General features: G+C 32.9%; 17 protein-coding genes. 9 read left to right on the top strand and 8 right to left on the bottom strand.

Annotation, left to right across the window (positions count from 1 at the left end; translation table 11 throughout):
- Nucleotides 1–88 precede the first annotated feature (88 nt).
- The 4 genes from FEF17_RS05755 to FEF17_RS05740 are packed head-to-tail and all read left to right on the top strand — an operon-like array spanning nucleotide 89 to nucleotide 2,914.
- Nucleotides 89–478, top strand: a complete 390-nt coding sequence (locus FEF17_RS05755) for a hypothetical protein (RefSeq protein WP_139001393.1) — start codon at nucleotides 89–91, stop codon at nucleotides 476–478.
- 25 nt (nucleotides 479–503) lie between these two features.
- Nucleotides 504–1,241: a lysophospholipid acyltransferase family protein gene (locus FEF17_RS05750; RefSeq protein ID WP_139001392.1), complete on the top strand. Its 738-nt coding sequence runs from the start codon at nucleotides 504–506 to the stop codon at nucleotides 1,239–1,241.
- 9 nt (nucleotides 1,242–1,250) lie between these two features.
- Nucleotides 1,251–2,252: an acyl-ACP desaturase gene (locus tag FEF17_RS05745; RefSeq protein ID WP_139001391.1), complete on the top strand. Its 1,002-nt coding sequence runs from the start codon at nucleotides 1,251–1,253 to the stop codon at nucleotides 2,250–2,252.
- Between the two features lie 5 nt (nucleotides 2,253–2,257).
- Nucleotides 2,258–2,914: an HD domain-containing protein gene (locus FEF17_RS05740; protein ID WP_139001390.1), complete on the top strand. Its 657-nt coding sequence runs from the start codon at nucleotides 2,258–2,260 to the stop codon at nucleotides 2,912–2,914.
- Nucleotides 2,915–3,234: 320 nt separating this feature from the next.
- On the opposite strand, the gene FEF17_RS14280 is transcribed toward FEF17_RS05740, so the two are convergent.
- Entirely contained in the window at nucleotides 3,235–3,408 is a 174-nt protein-coding gene (locus FEF17_RS14280; RefSeq protein ID WP_170180971.1) for a hypothetical protein, read from the bottom strand.
- A gap of 10 nt (nucleotides 3,409–3,418) precedes the next feature.
- Nucleotides 3,419–4,294 carry an AraC family transcriptional regulator gene (locus FEF17_RS05735; RefSeq protein WP_139001389.1) on the bottom strand — a complete coding sequence of 292 codons (876 nt, stop codon included), beginning with the start codon at nucleotides 4,292–4,294 and terminating at the stop codon, nucleotides 3,419–3,421.
- Nucleotides 4,295–4,499: 205 nt separating this feature from the next.
- On the opposite strand from FEF17_RS05735, the gene FEF17_RS05730 reads away from it, so the two are divergent.
- Complete coding sequence (locus FEF17_RS05730) at nucleotides 4,500–5,102, top strand: T9SS type A sorting domain-containing protein (protein WP_139001388.1); 603 nt, start codon at nucleotides 4,500–4,502, stop codon at nucleotides 5,100–5,102.
- Between the two features lie 306 nt (nucleotides 5,103–5,408).
- The gene (locus tag FEF17_RS05725; protein WP_139001387.1) at nucleotides 5,409–6,023 is read left to right on the top strand and encodes a hypothetical protein; all 615 of its coding nucleotides are present in this window, start codon (nucleotides 5,409–5,411) and stop codon (nucleotides 6,021–6,023) included.
- 252 nt (nucleotides 6,024–6,275) lie between these two features.
- On the opposite strand, the gene FEF17_RS05720 is transcribed toward FEF17_RS05725, so the two are convergent.
- The 6 genes from FEF17_RS05720 to FEF17_RS05700 all read right to left on the bottom strand — a co-directional run bounded on the left by FEF17_RS05720 (nucleotide 6,276) and on the right by FEF17_RS05700 (nucleotide 11,423).
- The gene (locus FEF17_RS05720; protein WP_139001386.1) at nucleotides 6,276–7,058 is read right to left on the bottom strand and encodes an enoyl-CoA hydratase/isomerase family protein; all 783 of its coding nucleotides are present in this window, start codon (nucleotides 7,056–7,058) and stop codon (nucleotides 6,276–6,278) included.
- Between the two features lie 40 nt (nucleotides 7,059–7,098).
- Entirely contained in the window at nucleotides 7,099–8,553 is a 1,455-nt protein-coding gene (locus FEF17_RS05715) for a sensor histidine kinase (protein ID WP_139001385.1), read from the bottom strand.
- A gap of 128 nt (nucleotides 8,554–8,681) precedes the next feature.
- Nucleotides 8,682–9,230: a CopD family protein gene (locus FEF17_RS05710; protein ID WP_139001384.1), complete on the bottom strand. Its 549-nt coding sequence runs from the start codon at nucleotides 9,228–9,230 to the stop codon at nucleotides 8,682–8,684.
- Nucleotides 9,231–9,236: 6 nt separating this feature from the next.
- Nucleotides 9,237–10,268, bottom strand: coding sequence for a ferrochelatase (gene hemH / locus FEF17_RS05705; protein WP_139001383.1), 1,032 nt, complete (start codon nucleotides 10,266–10,268; stop codon nucleotides 9,237–9,239).
- A gap of 88 nt (nucleotides 10,269–10,356) precedes the next feature.
- Nucleotides 10,357–10,503, bottom strand: a complete 147-nt coding sequence (locus FEF17_RS14275) for a hypothetical protein (RefSeq protein ID WP_170180970.1) — start codon at nucleotides 10,501–10,503, stop codon at nucleotides 10,357–10,359.
- Nucleotides 10,504–10,526: 23 nt separating this feature from the next.
- Nucleotides 10,527–11,423 carry a helix-turn-helix transcriptional regulator gene (locus FEF17_RS05700; RefSeq protein WP_139001382.1) on the bottom strand — a complete coding sequence of 299 codons (897 nt, stop codon included), beginning with the start codon at nucleotides 11,421–11,423 and terminating at the stop codon, nucleotides 10,527–10,529.
- A gap of 191 nt (nucleotides 11,424–11,614) precedes the next feature.
- On the opposite strand from FEF17_RS05700, the gene hemA reads away from it, so the two are divergent.
- Genes hemA through hemE form a run of 3 tightly spaced genes read left to right on the top strand, consistent with a single transcriptional unit; the run spans nucleotide 11,615 to nucleotide 15,484 of the window.
- Nucleotides 11,615–12,880, top strand: a complete 1,266-nt coding sequence (gene hemA / locus FEF17_RS05695; protein WP_139001381.1) for a glutamyl-tRNA reductase — start codon at nucleotides 11,615–11,617, stop codon at nucleotides 12,878–12,880.
- The gene (gene hemC, locus FEF17_RS05690; protein WP_139001380.1) at nucleotides 12,873–14,450 is read left to right on the top strand and encodes a hydroxymethylbilane synthase; all 1,578 of its coding nucleotides are present in this window, start codon (nucleotides 12,873–12,875) and stop codon (nucleotides 14,448–14,450) included. The genes hemA and hemC overlap by 8 nt, the downstream gene beginning before the upstream one ends.
- 5 nt (nucleotides 14,451–14,455) lie before the next feature.
- Entirely contained in the window at nucleotides 14,456–15,484 is a 1,029-nt protein-coding gene (gene hemE, locus FEF17_RS05685; RefSeq protein WP_139001379.1) for a uroporphyrinogen decarboxylase, read from the top strand.
- Nucleotides 15,485–15,591: the final 107 nt, after the last annotated feature.

Below are 15,591 nucleotides of genomic sequence, written 5' to 3'. Positions count from 1 at the left end.
ATTTAAAAACCACGATAAAATCGTGGTTTTTTGTTTTTCTCGCGCAACCATTGGAATTAGAATACATCTAAGAAATAATCATCATATAATGAAAATCTCTACATTCAAATATTTTTTAATTCCACTTTGTTTATTAATGCTTTCAACGCAGTGTGACGAGAACTCTGAACCTCTTTCTAAAGAAGAACAATTAATCTCTCTAAAAACCGAAATTGAAAACTTAGCAAATACTTCAATTTGTGATGGCATTTTTGAATGTAAGTTTATTGCTTTTGGCAGCAAGTCTTGTGGTGGCCCAAAGAGTTACTTAATGTATTCTACTTCCATAGATACTGAACAACTTGAAAGTTTAATTGAAACCTACAACCAAAATGAGACGCAATATAATACCGAAAATGGGATATTTTCAGATTGCTCAATAGTCATCCCTCCAACAAGTGTAAATTGTGAAAATAACACTTGTGTTCCTGTGTACTAAACGTTAGTTTATTTATTTTTGGAGCATGATAAAACTATTATCTTACCCACTTACTGTTATATATAACATCTGTTTTTTATTTACGTTATTAATATTTCATCCTATACAATGGTTTTGCTTCAATCTGATTGGTTATCAAGCACATAAAAAGTCTGTTGATGCTTTGCAATTTTGTTTAATGCGTTGTGCTAATATTTTAGGCACACGATTTATATTTAACAACCCTCATAACATCTCTACAGATAAACCTTTAATAATTGTTGCAAACCACCAAAGTATGTACGACATCTCTCCAATAATGTGGTATATGCGAAAACACCATACCAAGTTTATAAGCAAAAAAGAACTTGGTAAAGGTATACCTAGTGTTTCTTATAACTTACGGCATGGTGGTTCTGTTTTAATAGATCGTAAAAACCCAAGACAATCGCTTCCTGCAATCATGAAATTTGGTGAATACATAGAAAAAACCAAACGTGCTGCAGTCATTTTTCCTGAAGGGACAAGAAGTAAAGATGGCACACCAAAACCCTTTCAAACCAAAGGATTAGAAATTCTATTTAAAAAAGTTCCATCGGCATTAATTGTTCCAATTTCCATTAATAATTCGTGGAAAATAGTACGTTATGGTAAATTCCCTATGGGATTGGGAACTCATATTACTTTTACTGTACATAAGCCTATTAATTTAGCTACCTTTGTGGACAAGCAAACACTTATAAATAGTATAGAGCATACTATCAAAGCCCATATTCACCCTTAAAAATATATTATGTCGCTGAAGAATGTAAGATTAGAAGTCATGAACTTTTTGGAAAAAGATGTTGATGCCTTAATGGAAAAATATTTAATTCCTATTGATAGTATTTGGCAACCAACAGATTTTCTGCCTAATTCTGAAACGACTGATGCTGCTTTTTTTGAAGAATTAAGAGAAATTAGAGCCTTAGCGAATGAGCTTCCTTATGACTTTTGGGTAGTTTTAGTTGGTGATATGATTACAGAAGAAGCTTTGCCTACATATGAGTCATGGTTAATGGACGTTGAAGGTGTAGACCAAGTAAACGAAGGAGGGAACGGTTGGTCCAAATGGGTTAAACAATGGACTGCCGAAGAAAACAGACATGGTGATGTATTAAACAAGTATCTGTATCTATCCGGGCGAGTTAATATGAAAGAAATTGAAAAAACCACCCATTACTTAATTGCCGATGGTTTTGATATTGGAACAGATAGAGACCCTTATAAAAACTTTGTTTACACGAGTTTTCAAGAATTAGCAACATATATTTCACACAATCGTGTGGCTAAACTTGCTAAAGATAAAGGCAATAAACGACTTTCTAAAATGTGTAAAATTATTTCTGGTGACGAAATGCGCCATCACAATGCTTATTCTGAGTTTGTAGAGCGTATTTTTAAGGTAGACCCTAGCCAGATGATGATGGCCTTTCACTATATGATGAAACAAAAAATTACTATGCCAGCACATTTTTTAAGAGAATCTGGAGGCAAAATAAGTACTGCTTTCGAAGAATTTTCAAATACAGCACAACGTATAGGCGTTTATACTTCAAAAGATTATGTGGATATTTTACAAAAGCTTATCGACCGTTGGGAAATTGGAAAAATCACGAATCTTACTGATGAGGCAGAGAAAGCTAGAGATTATTTAATGAAACTACCTGCTAGAATGTATCGTTTATCAGAGCGTATGAAAATTCCAGAAAATTCTTATCAGTTTAAGTGGGTAGAACCAGCCGTTTCTAAATAGTAAAAATGACTTCCAAGGAGATCATTGAGAAAACAATAAGTTTTGTAAAAGAAACTTTAGCCGATGCCGAAGGAGGTCACGATTGGTTTCATATTGAACGTGTCTATAAAAACGCTTTGTTAATTGCAAAAGATGAACAAGTTGATGTTTTTATTGTTTCTTTAAGTGCCTTACTACATGATATTGCAGACAGTAAGTTCCATAATGGCGATGATTCCGTTGGTCCTAAACTAGCTCGTGAATTTCTATTTAATCTCAATATAGAGTCCGCTGTGATTGAACATGTTATTAAGATTATAGAAAACATGTCCTTCAACAAGTCTTTAGAAAATACTAGTTTATTTGTTTCAGAAGAATTAAAGGTAGTTCAAGATGCCGATCGACTAGATGCTATTGGTGCTATTGGTATTGCAAGATGCTTTAATTATGGTGGTTTTAAAAACAGAGTTCTCTATAATCCTGAAATAAAACCAAACCTCAACATGACTAAAGGGGAATATAAAGCATCTGCTGCCCCAACTATAAATCATTTCTACGAAAAGCTATTACTCTTAAAGGATAAAATGAATACTAAAACTGGGGGGGAAATGGCAAAACAAAGACACGATTATATGTTGGCATTCCTTGAACAATTTTATCGAGAATGGAACGGGAAATCGTAATCTTCTAATTAACAATAATTTAGATATCAATATAACATCAATATTGGTCAAAATGGATGCTGTTTTTGTAAAAATACCTGTTTAATTTTGTAGTGTTAAACTTTTAAAAAGCTTAAACATGAAAAAAGAAAATAAAAGTAGCAAAGCAATAGATTTGAACCTAATACTATACCTGTCATTTTTATTGCTCATATTACCAATAATAACAGGAGCATTGTTAATCTGGTTCGAACTTTAACAACTAATTTGAAATCACTAAAAAAACCCTTTACATTTTCACATGTAAAGGGTTTTGTTTTTAACTGTAACTTCTTTTACTCTTAATTTTCTTGAGCGACTTGAAGTGCTGTTATCTTATATTCTAATATTGATAGTTCCTCGGCATTTTCAATAATATCTTCTACTGTTAAGTCATTGTTGTTATTTATATAATCTAATATCCCCTTTCTCTTATAACAATAATACTTTAAAGCTTCTGTAATTTGATCCTTCATAAGTTTTAATTTATTCAATTATGAGTTTTATTTCTTTTCGGTAGTTCGATGCACTTTTCCCTGTTATTTCATTAAAGGTTTTATTAAAATGAGAAAAGTTATTAAACCCACATTCAAAACATATATCCGTTATACTCATCTGGCTTTCTTCAGATAACAACTTAGTTGCATGCACCACACGATATTCATTTACAACTTGCGTAAACGTTTTTCCTGTTGCCTTTTTAAAGTATCGACAAAATGCTGGCACCGTCATGCTTACTTTGTCCGCAATTTCATCTAAACTAATATGACTTTGAAAATTAGTATTTACATGCTTAATGATTGTAGCAATTTTGGCACTATCTTGAGCATCGGCTTCAAAAGCAAACCCATCAGCGTTTAAAAGTGAGTAATCATCTGTATGCGAAAGGAAATTTAATATTTCTAAAAACTTAAGAACACGCTCTAAACCCGCATATTCTGTTAAATTATCAATTTTAGGGCCTATTATTTTTTTAGTTTCAACATGAAATCGAATCCCTTTTTTAGCACGATGAAATAATGCCATAACCGATGACATTTCAGGTATATCAGCAAAATCTTTACCTAAAAAATCAGATTTAAAATGTATAGTGGTCTCCATACCATTGGCCGTTAACCTATCGGTAAAACCGTTGTGTGGTAAATTAGAGCCTATTAATATGAGTTGACTGTTATTAAAATAAGACAAATGATTCCCTATATGAGTCTTCCCTTGTCCTTTATTTACATAAACAAGTTCCAGTTCTGGGTGAAAATGCCAATAGGCATCATTTTTATCTACCTTCTTGATATGCTGATTAACCAAGAGAGAACTACCAAAACTAGGGCTTAGTTTCTTGAGTGTTGGTTTTTTACTAATCATAGTAGGTTATTTTTATTACAAATTTAAGGTTTAATATGCATACATTATATATACAATTACCCAAATTATATACTAAATTAACTTAACATTAGCTTAACATAAATATAACAGTTAAAATAACACACAAATTTGCCAAAATTGATGTTATCCCAATTATGAACCTATAGTATCTTTGCCTTGTAAAACGTTACAAAAAGATCAAATCATGAAAAGCGTTACAAAAAATTTAAAAAAAGGAATCCTAATGTTAGCAATGGTTGCTGCGCTTAGTGTATTCGGGAATAGCACGAACAATACTTTAAGAAACAAAGATGCAAAGAAAACTACCATTACATTCGTTAATGTTAAAAAAGGTAATGTTCTAAACATTAAAGATACTTATGGAACTGTTCTTTATAAAGAATCGATAGATCATTCTGGATTGTATAAAAAAAGGTTCGACCTAAATGCTTTACCAAATGGAGATTATTTTTTTGAAATAGATAAAGATTTAGAAATACAAACTGTTCCTTTTAAAGTAGTATCAAATAAAATTATTTATGATACTGCAAAAGAGACTTCATATTTCAAACCAGTTACTAGAGTTGAAGATGATCTTGTTTACATATCTAAATTGGCTGTAAACAAAGAATCTTTAAATGTCGAAATTTATTTTGAAACTGTGACCAAAGACTTTGGATTGGTGCACTCTGAAACTATTTCTGAAGGTAAAATGCTTAGTCGCGTTTATAAATTGTTAAACAAAGGAAATTATAAAATAGTTTATCACTCTCAAGGTAGAGTATATGTAGAATACATTAATAATTAGTTTTAATGTCTTATTTAGTTTAGTTTAGTTGTGAAGTGGGCTGTGGTAGCCCACTTTTTTTTGCTTAATTATGAAGAAAACTTAACCATATTTATTCCCTAAATTCCATCGAGTAATGTATCCCTTTAGCATTTCTTAAAAATTGAAAAATATAGTCTATTAACACCCCTATATACTATATTAATTTAACCTAAAGTTAACATACCAATAACAGACAAAATAGCACATAAATCAATCAATATCAATGACTTAAAGCAGCTATTTTCGCTATACATTTGTCATGTAGAACGTTAAAAATACCAAATCATGAAAAATGTAATTAACAACGCAAAAAAAGGAATTTTAATGGTAGCTCTATTTGCTACGGTTATAAGTTTCGCAAAAGAAGTTTCGTTTAATATTATAAACGAAGCTGGCAGAACCACACTTGCTATATTAAATGTAAAGCGAGGAAACCTACTATCTATTAAAGATAATAATGGTGTAACTTTATATAAGGAAACTATTAATCGATCCGGAACTTATACCAAAGGATTCGATTTAACCTCTTTACCAGATGGCGCTTACTTTTTTGAGGTAGATAAGGATGTTGAAATAAGAACTATTCCATTTACTGTAAAATCCAGTATTGTAGCATTCAACAAAGAAAAAACAGTGGTTTCGTTTAAACCTGTATTAAGGATTAAAGATAATAGGCTTTTAATTACAAAATTAGCCTTAGGTCTTGAATCATTAAAAATTAAATTATACTATGAAACCAATAAATATGGATCTAGCAGTTTTGATTTAATACATTCTGAAGAGATACAAGGTACTAAAACAATTGAACGCGCTTATAAATTAGATAAAAACGCCGTAGGTCTTTATAAAATTGTCTTTACTTCTGAAGACAGAGAATTTGTAGAATACTTTAAAATTTAAACTTATAACAACTAAGTTACTTTAGTTTTTTAAAAAGGCGTGCTATTAATAAGAATAGCTCGCCTTTTTTCTTAAAATAACTTGAACTGTCCTTCTTGAAACGCTTCATGGAAATCACAATTTAACTTGGGTATGGGTTTGGAAAAAAACTAACTAACTTCGTTTAGCAATCGATAAAACTTACCTGTTTTAGACTTGTTTCAGTGTTGAAAGGGAACTAACTTTATCTTTTCATTAAACAAGACCCATAAATCACTTCCCTGGAAAATCAGCCTTTCGTTTCTCTAAAAATGCTGTAGTACCCTCTTCAAAGTCCGATGTTCCAAAAGATTTTCCAAATGCTTTAATTTCAACTTTATAGCCATCTGTACCATCTTCAAAATTTGCATTTACCGCTTTTATGGCAGCTGCAATAGCAACAGAAGAATTTCGTGAAATTTTAGAAGCTATTTTTTCGCAAAGTGGCAATAGTTCTGCTAACGTTGTTACATGATTTACCAAACCATAATTTAGAGCTTGATGGGCGTCAATCATGCCAGCAGTCATTATCATTTCCATAGCCCTTCCCTTCCCTACCAATTGCGGTAAACGTTGGGTACCACCATATCCCGGAATAACTCCTAAAGACACCTCTGGTAAGCCCATTTTTGCATTATCGCTAGCAACTCTAAAATGACATGCCATAGCCAATTCCAGCCCACCGCCGAGCGCAAACCCATTAACCGCTGCAATAACCGGAGTTGATAGATTCTCAATAAAATCGAACAACAATTCCTGACCTTTGCCGGCAAGATTAGCACCTTCTTTCACAGAAAAATGTGCAAATTCACTAATGTCAGCTCCTGCAACAAAAGCTTTTTCACCACTTCCTGTTACAATAATAACTTTAGTGTTTTTATCCTTATTGGCATCCTTTAAAGCATCATGCAACTCTGCAATCGTTTCTTGATTTAGAGCATTGAGTTTTTTAGGCCTGTTAATTGTTATAGTGGTTATACTATCTTGAGCTTCTACAAGTAAATTATTATACTGCATATCTTTAATTATTAATATCCAAACATGGTGGATGCACTAACTATTCCTTAGGAAAAGAGACTGTAAACACAGTACCCTTATCTTTATCCGATGTAAAAGAAATGGTTCCTTTATAAGTTTCTACAATGTTTTTTACCATGGCTAAACCTAATCCCATCCCGCTTGTTTTTGTGGTAAACTTAGGTTCGAAAACTTTCAATTTATTTTCCTCTGAAATCCCTTTACCATTGTCTGAAACAACAATATTAACATAACCGTTTCCAGAAGTTACCTGAATAACAATACTTGGATTTTCTTTATTTTCAGGAATGGATTGAATCCCATTTTTAACCAAATTTGTTACCACCCTAATAAGTTGTGTTCTGTCCAATTTCGCAATAATTTCTTCTGCATCTGCGTTAAACACTATATAATCTTCATTAAAAATATCTAAGGCTAATTTTACAATTTTCACAACATTAAGGGTTTCATTTTGTTGTGCTGGCATTTTTGCAAAATTAGAAAACGCCGATGCTATGGAACTCATGGTGTCTATCTGCTGAATAAGTGTTTTACTGTATTCATCTACCTTGGAGTTGATTTTAGGGTCTTCTGGATTAAATTTCCTTTGAAAATTTTGAACCGTAAGTCGCATGGGGGTTAACGGGTTTTTAATTTCATGTGCCACCTGTTTTGCCATTTCCCTCCAAGCTTGCTCACGCTCGCTGGTTGCTAACTGAACAGCACTTTCTTCTAGTTCGTCAATCATACTGTTATATGAATTTACCAGCGTTGAAATTTCCTCACTGGTATCATCAATAACTATTTTTTCATTACGCTTTTCTAATCGCGTAGCATTTATTTTATCACTAATAGTTTTAAGCGATTTGGTAATGTATTTAGATAATAAAAATGCTATAACAATAGCTGTAAGAAGTACTAAAAGGTAGGCGTATCCCAATCGTTCTAAAAACTCATTTAACTCTCTTGCTAAGAAATCATCATTCTCTAAATAAGGCAGATTCATAATCCCCAATGCATTGGATTTTTGGTCCATGAAATAGGTATAAGAAGACTGATAGGTTTTCCCGTCTTCAACAATCTTCTCAATATATCTGTGATCTGCTGTATTTGCAAGTTCGTTTAATATATGAGCATTCAAACAATCTTGGATAGAATCTATTACAAAAGTCGCCTTTGAGGTTTTAAGAAGAGCTCCTTCCATATCGTAAAGATTTATTTGCTGGTTATGGATGTCTGCTATTTTATGGATTTCACTTTTAAAAATAAACGGGATCTTTTCAGGGATAACCTCAAAAGATGTTTCTCTAATTACAAAATCGATATTTCTTTTTATAGCACGTTCCTTACGCTCCAATCGCTGTTCGTGATAGTCTTTAGTTTCTTCGTTGTATTGATAAATGGCAACCGCAGCGATAAGTATTGAGGCTACCAACACCAATAAAATCATAGCAATAAATATACGGGTTCGTAACGAAAGATTTTTTAATTTCATTTTGATAATTGATGCATTAAATATAGCAATAATCAAACCAAACACCTTAAGAGAAGTGCCAAAATAAAAATTCCAAATTCCTATACTTTATTTTAGAATTTGGAACGAGAACATTAAAAATTTTGAATTTAGGCTTCTGGATTCTTGTCGCGAATAGACTTATAAAGTTTGAATCCCAACATGATAAGCACGCCCAAAACGATAATGCCAATAATACCCCAAACCCAGTTAATGCCACTTTTTAAAACGACCAAAAACACCACAGCAAAAAGGATAAAAGTTGCTCCTTCATTCCAAATACGCATAAAACTTGATGATTTTTTAACGACATCGTTTTGCAATTGTTTAAAATATTGATGTGTTTTTAAATGATAAATGAAGAGCAATAAAACAAATACCAATTTTACGTGCATCCAAGGTTGTTGTAACCAATACGGATTTATAATAAGTAACCAAATGGCAAAAACAGTGCATAGAACAGCCGATGGCCAAGTTATGATATACCACAAACGATTTGCCATTAATTTTAGCTGTTTTCCTAAAATCTCCTTTTCAGGTGATGGCTTATGGAAGGCTTCTATTTGATACACAAAAAGCCGAGGAATATAAAACAATCCTGCGAACCAAGTGATTACAAATATGAGGTGAAATGATTTTATATAGTTGTAATAATCCATAAACTATTAAACTTTAATGGAAGTACCAATCCAGTCCTTTATCCATTTTGAAAGTAAATCTACAAATGCGTCATCGTCATTTAAACATGGGATGGTTGTAAAGTCTTTACCTCCCATTTCATGAAAAATCTCTTGTCCTTCCATGGCAATTTCTTCAAGGGTTTCTAAACAATCACTAACAAATGCAGGAGTAACAATAGCCATATTCTTAACACCTTGCTTTCCTAATCGTTCAATTGTTCTATCGGTGTAAGGTTGTAACCAAGGATCGAATCCCAATCGAGATTGAAACGATGTGGAATATGAACCTTCCTTCAGTTTCAGTTTTTCTGCAACCAAACGAGTTACTTCTAAACATTGATGACGATAGCAAAATTCATGAGCCTTACTAGGTGTAGCACAACAACTTCCATCAATTTTACAATGTGATTTGGTAACATCACTCTTTTTTATGTGCCTTTCTGGGACACCATGATAAGAAAACAGCAAATACTCGTAATTCTTACCTTTTAAATGATGCTCAATTGAGTTTGAAAGCACCTCGATATAATCTGACTTGTTATAAAAAGCTGGAACAGATTCTATTTTTAAGCTAGGAAAGTGTTCTTTTCTTAATTCTTCTGCTAAAACTAAAATCGTTTCGGTTGTTGCCATAGCAAACTGCGGATACAATGGAAACAACAACACTTCTTCGACACCCTTATCTACTAATTCTTGAAGACCTTTCTTAATCGTTATGCTGCCATAACGCATCGCCAATGCCACAGGAACATCTACTTGTTTTTGTATTTTACCTTGAAGCCTTTCTGATAAGACAATAAGCGGAGACCCTTCTTCCCACCATATTTTTTTATACGCCGCTGCCGATTGTTTCGGGCGTGTATTTAATATGATACCTTTAACCAGAGCTGTTCTAGCTACAAGTGGAATGTCAATAACACGTTCGTCCATTAAAAACTCCCCTAAATACTTTTTTACATCTTTCGGGTTTGGACTATCTGGAGAACCAAGATTAACAAGTAATACACCTTTTTTCATCTAGCATTATTTTTTGAGCAAAAATACAACACAAAACATAATAAATTAATTTAGAACTTAATAAGTTAATGATATTAGGTTGATTTACTTATCCATTGTTAGTATGTAACTCTGGACGCTCTTCATTATAATCGCAATCCTGAAAAATTCCACAAGATATGTTTGTTCTAGCCAAGGACTTGCCTTGCACATGTGCTTTAGATAAGGCTTCAATTTCTGGGGTAAGGAATTTCATTTTTTAAATTTAGGGATTTCGTTTTAATTTAATGACATCACATATTTTTTTGGAGTTGTGCCATATTTCTTCTTAAAGGCCGCAATAAAATGACTTGAGGTACTGTAACCTATTTTATGCCCTACCTCATTAACGTTATTTTCACCAGCTTCCAATAACTTCCTAGCAAATTCCATTTTATAATCGAATAAAAAGCTAAAAACAGAATCGCCATATATTTGTTTAAATCCTTCTTTTAACTTTTTAATATTAAGTCCAATTTCATCCGCCAATTCTTGTAAACTTGGTGGTTCTGCCATACGTGCTACCATAATATCTTTCGCCTTTCTTATTTTAATAACATTCGACTCATCTACTAAAAAAGGACATTGCTCAATATTGGCTTCTTCACTTCTATTAAAATATAAACTCAACAACTCATAACCTTTACCCTTAAAATATAAGGGCTTAATACTACTATTTAGACTAAAATTTATAAGCTGATTTAACACAATAGCCATAGATGGAGAAATAACACCATCTTTATAATACTTTTTGTCTTTATTATCTTCGCTTAAAAAGGTAATATAATCGGCTTCTTGCGAGAATAGGCCGTGAAATTTTTTAATTGAAATAAGTACAGATACAATCCATGAATTTGGATTAATATTGAGATTTATGGGTAATTCACGCTGTGGATTATATAAGAGCAACGAGTTCTCCTCTTCAATATCGAGGTTATAACGACCTTGATTAAAAACAAACTTTGTTGAGCCTTTGATACAAAAATGAAACTGAATATAAGAGCTATCTATTTCTTTAACAACATTTTTAATAATGTTTTCATCATTCTTAAAAGTTAGAATCAAAAAGTCATCATCTAATTTAGTTTCTTCAAAAGTACCTCTAGCGATACTTTTTAAATCATTTTTTTCGTTCATTTTCTAATTTTATTTAGAATAGTTCTAAATTAAAGCGTTCAAAACTGCCAAATTCACTACAAAAATATAACTTTTATAATGTTTTATATTAAAATCCCTTTAAAAAACCACAAACGATACTAAAAGTTCTTTTAGCGTTATTTTTTTTTAAGCTATCCAATTACTTTTGTTTCGCAATTTCAGGTATAGCAATGCAGAAGTATAATATTTCACGTAGTAGTTACTTTTACGCTATTGGCTTAAGTTACAAAAAAGCCGATGCCGATATTAGGGGTCGTTTTAGTCTAGATGACGAATCTAAACATGCCTTATTGCAACAAGCAAAAGATAATGGCATTGAAAGTTTAATTGTAACCTCTACCTGCAACCGTACAGAAATTTACGGCTTTGCACAACACCCTTATCAACTTATAGAATTACTCTGCGATAACACGTATGGTACTGTTGAAGAATTTCGTGATGTTGCGTATATCTTCAAAAATAAAGACGCCATAGCTCATATGTTTCGCGTAGGATCTGGTTTGGATAGTCAAATCCTCGGTGATTTTGAAATCATAAGTCAGTTAAAAGTAAGCAGTAAACTATCCAGAAAATATGGTTTGTTAAATCATTTTTCTGAACGTCTAGTGAATGCCGTAATACAAGCAAGTAAACGCATTAAAACCGAAACCAATATTTCATCAGGTGCCACTTCTGTGTCATTCGCATCAGTTCAATATATCTTCAAAAACGTTCAAGACGTTACCAACAAAAATATTTTACTGTTTGGCACAGGAAAAATAGGAAGAAACACCTGCGAAAACTTGGTAAAGCATACCGAAAACGAGCATATTACCTTAATAAACCGAACAAAGGATAAAGCAGAACGAATTGCCGGTAAATTCAATTTATTGGTTAAGGATTATTCTAATTTACAAGAAGAAATTAGTGAATCGGACATCTTGATTGTTGCGACTGGAGCTCAACGACCAACAATTGATAAACACATTATTCAAACTAAGAAACCACTTTTAATTCTTGATTTATCCATTCCAAAAAATGTGAATGAGAATGTTCAAGAATTGGACAATGTGTCTTTGGTGCATTTAGATCATTTATCTAAAATTACTGACGAAACCTTAGAAAAACGCAAAGCACATATCCCTTTAGCAGAAAATATAATTGAAGAAGTTAAGTCTGAATTTAATAGCTGGTTGGAAACAAGAAAATTCGCGCCAACTATTAAAGCATTAAAACATAAACTAACTGATTTTGCTGCTGCGGAATTAGATACACAACGAAAAAAATTAGCTGATTTTAATGAGGCTCAGGCGGAATTAATCAGTAATAAAATTATTCAAAAAATTACAAATCATTTTGCACATCATTTAAAAGACGATGATGTTTCTACAGATGATAGTCTGGAACTAATTAAAAAAGTATTTCAGTTAGAAGAACCTCAAAAAACAAATGTCTAAAATTATTAGAATTGGCACGCGTGATAGTGAATTGGCACTGTGGCAAGCCAAAATTGTGCAGAGTTTACTGGAAAATGAAGGTCATAAAACCGAATTAGTTCCTGTGAAATCTACTGGAGATTTAGTGCTGGACAAACCACTTTACGAATTAGGCATCAGTGGAATTTTTACACGCACCTTAGATATCGCCATGTTGAATCATGATATCGATATCGCAGTACATTCTTTAAAAGATGTACCAACTGTTTTACCAAAAGGTATTGTTCAGGCTGCCGTTTTAAAACGTGGCAACGTAAACGACACTTTGGTTTTTAAGGATAACGAAGAGTTTTTAAGTGCAAAAAACGCTGTAATTGCCACTGGTAGTTTACGCCGAAAAGCTCAGTGGCTTAATAGATACCCAACACATACTATTGAAGATTTACGAGGAAATGTAAATTCTCGTTTGCAAAAACTTCATGACAATAAACACTGGAACGGTGCTATTTTTGCGGCTGCCGGTATTGGCAGAATAGGTATTAGACCCGATGATGCTATCAATTTAGATTGGATGATTCCTGCCCCTGCACAAGGTGCTATTATGATTACGGCTTTAGGGGAAGATGAATTTGTTAGGGAAGCTTGTTCTCTATTAAATCATGAAGAAACTGAAATTTGCACAACTATTGAGCGGAAGTTTTTAAACCAATTAGAAGGGGGCTGCACTGCTCCTATAGGTGCTTTGGCATATATTAAAAATGAAGAAATCAACTTTAAAGGCGTTCTTTTAAGTAAAGATGGATCTAAGAAAATTCAGGTGGAGCGTGTTGAAAAACTAGGCAAGCATCAAGATTTAGCAGTTTTTTGTGCCGATTATATTATCGAAAGAGGCGGTAAAAGATTAATGGATGAAATTAAATACACACATCGACCTATTAATGTAGTTTCAACAAAATCATTAACAGAAGATCAACGTTTATTATTTCATCCAAAAGTGGTTAGTAAGAGTGATGATTTTATAAAGATTAGTTTAAATCGTATTCGTCCTCAAATATTAAAGTCTGAAATTAAAAACGTTATACTAACAAGCAAAAATGCTGTTGAGGCTTTAGTTACAAACTATTCAGCAGCAGAATTACAGTTCCAAAATATTTATTGCGTTGGTCGTCGCACTAAAAGATTGATTGAAAATAAAATTGGAAAAGTAAAACATGTTGAAAAAAATGCTAAAAAACTTGCTGAGTATTTGGTTGAATATATTGAAGGTACAGAAGTCACTTATTTTTGTAGTGATATAAGGCTAGATGCATTACCCACTATGCTCTCTGAAAACAATATAAAAGTTAATGAAATAGAAGCTTACCAAACAAAATTTGACGGCTTTGAAGTAGATGATTCTGTTGAAAGCGTTATGTTTTATAGCCCATCAACTGTTGAAAGTTTTGCGCGCAGTAATTCTAACGAAGTCATTGCCTTTTGTATTGGAGAAACAACAGCAAAGGAAGCAAAAAAGCACTTTAAAGATGTAAGAGTGGCCAAAGTACCAACTGTAGAGAGTGTGATCGAATTAGTGAACGAACATTACGTTTAGAAGATATGAGCATTAAAAACGATTTATTTTTACGAGCATTAAAAGGAGAAACTGTCAATCGTCCACCAGTATGGATGATGCGTCAAGCAGGACGCTACTTACCAGAATTCATGGAAATTAAGGCAAAGTATGATTTCTTTACACGTTGCCAAACCCCAGAATTAGCGAGTGAAATTACTGTACAACCTATCCGTCGTTATGGGATGGATGCTGCTATCCTATTCAGTGATATTCTAGTTATTCCACAAGCCATGAATATCGAGGTGCAAATGAAACCTAATTTTGGACCTTATTTACCAAATCCTGTACGCTCTCAAAAAGACGTAGATAATGTTATTGTTCCAGATGTAAAATTGGAACTGGACTATGTGTATCAAGCCATAAAAGCAACAAAAGAAAAACTTAACGATGAGATTCCGTTAATAGGTTTCGCCGGTTCTCCGTGGACTATTTTATGTTATTGCGTGCAAGGACAAGGCAGCAAAAACTTTGATAAAGCCAAAGAATTTTGCTTTACAAATCCAGTTGCGGCCCATACCTTATTGCAAAAAATCACAGATACAACTATATCTTACCTTAAAGAAAAAGTTAAAGTGGGATGTAACGTAGTTCAAGTATTCGATTCATGGGGAGGTATGCTGTCTCCAGTAGATTATCAAGAATTTTCATGGCAATACATCCAACAAATAATTAACGCGTTAAAAGACCACGCTCCTGTTATTGCTTTTGGAAAGGGGTGTTGGTTTGCGCTTAGCGAAATGGCTAAATCTGGTGCATCTGCTTTAGGTATCGATTGGACGTGCTCTGCACGAAATGCAAGGTATTTAACTGGCGGTAATATTACATTACAAGGTAATTTTGACCCAACACGCCTGTTTTCTCCTCCATCGGAAATTAAGAAAATGGTACACCAAATGATTAATGAATTTGGTAAAGACAAATACATTGTAAACCTTGGTCACGGTATTCTTCCAAATATTCCATTGGATAATGCCAAAGCGTTTATTGACGCCGTTAAGGAATACGGCGATTAAAATATTATGGGTGTTACCCATTTTTATGTAACATTAAGTTTTAAAAATCTACTTATCGTTATAAAAAAAAAGATCGGGCTTTCGGCAGTCGCTTTTATGTTTTGCAT

The sequence above is a fragment of the Hyunsoonleella aestuarii genome, assembly GCF_006148925.1.
Taxonomy (GTDB): Bacteria; Bacteroidota; Bacteroidia; order Flavobacteriales; family Flavobacteriaceae; genus Algibacter_D; species Algibacter_D aestuarii.
Note: the sequence above shows the minus strand (reverse complement) of the source record. Positions and strands in the feature narration are given on the sequence as shown.

What these genes read in the sequence shown, in the direction of transcription:
- hemA (WP_139001381.1), top strand. Translation starts at nt 11,615, where the DNA reads ATGCAGAAGTATAATATTTCACGTAGTAGTTACTTTTACGCTATTGGC.
- hemH (WP_139001383.1), bottom strand. Translation starts at nt 10,268, where the DNA reads ATGAAAAAAGGTGTATTACTTGTTAATCTTGGTTCTCCAGATAGTCCA.
- FEF17_RS05755 (WP_139001393.1), top strand. Translation starts at nt 89, where the DNA reads ATGAAAATCTCTACATTCAAATATTTTTTAATTCCACTTTGTTTATTA.
- FEF17_RS05735 (WP_139001389.1), bottom strand. Translation starts at nt 4,294, where the DNA reads ATGATTAGTAAAAAACCAACACTCAAGAAACTAAGCCCTAGTTTTGGT.
- FEF17_RS05750 (WP_139001392.1), top strand. Translation starts at nt 504, where the DNA reads ATGATAAAACTATTATCTTACCCACTTACTGTTATATATAACATCTGT.
- FEF17_RS05745 (WP_139001391.1), top strand. Translation starts at nt 1,251, where the DNA reads ATGTCGCTGAAGAATGTAAGATTAGAAGTCATGAACTTTTTGGAAAAA.
- FEF17_RS14280 (WP_170180971.1), bottom strand. Translation starts at nt 3,408, where the DNA reads ATGAAGGATCAAATTACAGAAGCTTTAAAGTATTATTGTTATAAGAGA.
- FEF17_RS05730 (WP_139001388.1), top strand. Translation starts at nt 4,500, where the DNA reads ATGAAAAGCGTTACAAAAAATTTAAAAAAAGGAATCCTAATGTTAGCA.
- hemE (WP_139001379.1), top strand. Translation starts at nt 14,456, where the DNA reads ATGAGCATTAAAAACGATTTATTTTTACGAGCATTAAAAGGAGAAACT.
- FEF17_RS05725 (WP_139001387.1), top strand. Translation starts at nt 5,409, where the DNA reads ATGAAAAATGTAATTAACAACGCAAAAAAAGGAATTTTAATGGTAGCT.
- FEF17_RS05715 (WP_139001385.1), bottom strand. Translation starts at nt 8,553, where the DNA reads ATGAAATTAAAAAATCTTTCGTTACGAACCCGTATATTTATTGCTATG.
- FEF17_RS14275 (WP_170180970.1), bottom strand. Translation starts at nt 10,503, where the DNA reads ATGAAATTCCTTACCCCAGAAATTGAAGCCTTATCTAAAGCACATGTG.
- FEF17_RS05720 (WP_139001386.1), bottom strand. Translation starts at nt 7,058, where the DNA reads ATGCAGTATAATAATTTACTTGTAGAAGCTCAAGATAGTATAACCACT.
- FEF17_RS05710 (WP_139001384.1), bottom strand. Translation starts at nt 9,230, where the DNA reads ATGGATTATTACAACTATATAAAATCATTTCACCTCATATTTGTAATC.
- hemC (WP_139001380.1), top strand. Translation starts at nt 12,873, where the DNA reads ATGTCTAAAATTATTAGAATTGGCACGCGTGATAGTGAATTGGCACTG.
- FEF17_RS05740 (WP_139001390.1), top strand. Translation starts at nt 2,258, where the DNA reads ATGACTTCCAAGGAGATCATTGAGAAAACAATAAGTTTTGTAAAAGAA.
- FEF17_RS05700 (WP_139001382.1), bottom strand. Translation starts at nt 11,423, where the DNA reads ATGAACGAAAAAAATGATTTAAAAAGTATCGCTAGAGGTACTTTTGAA.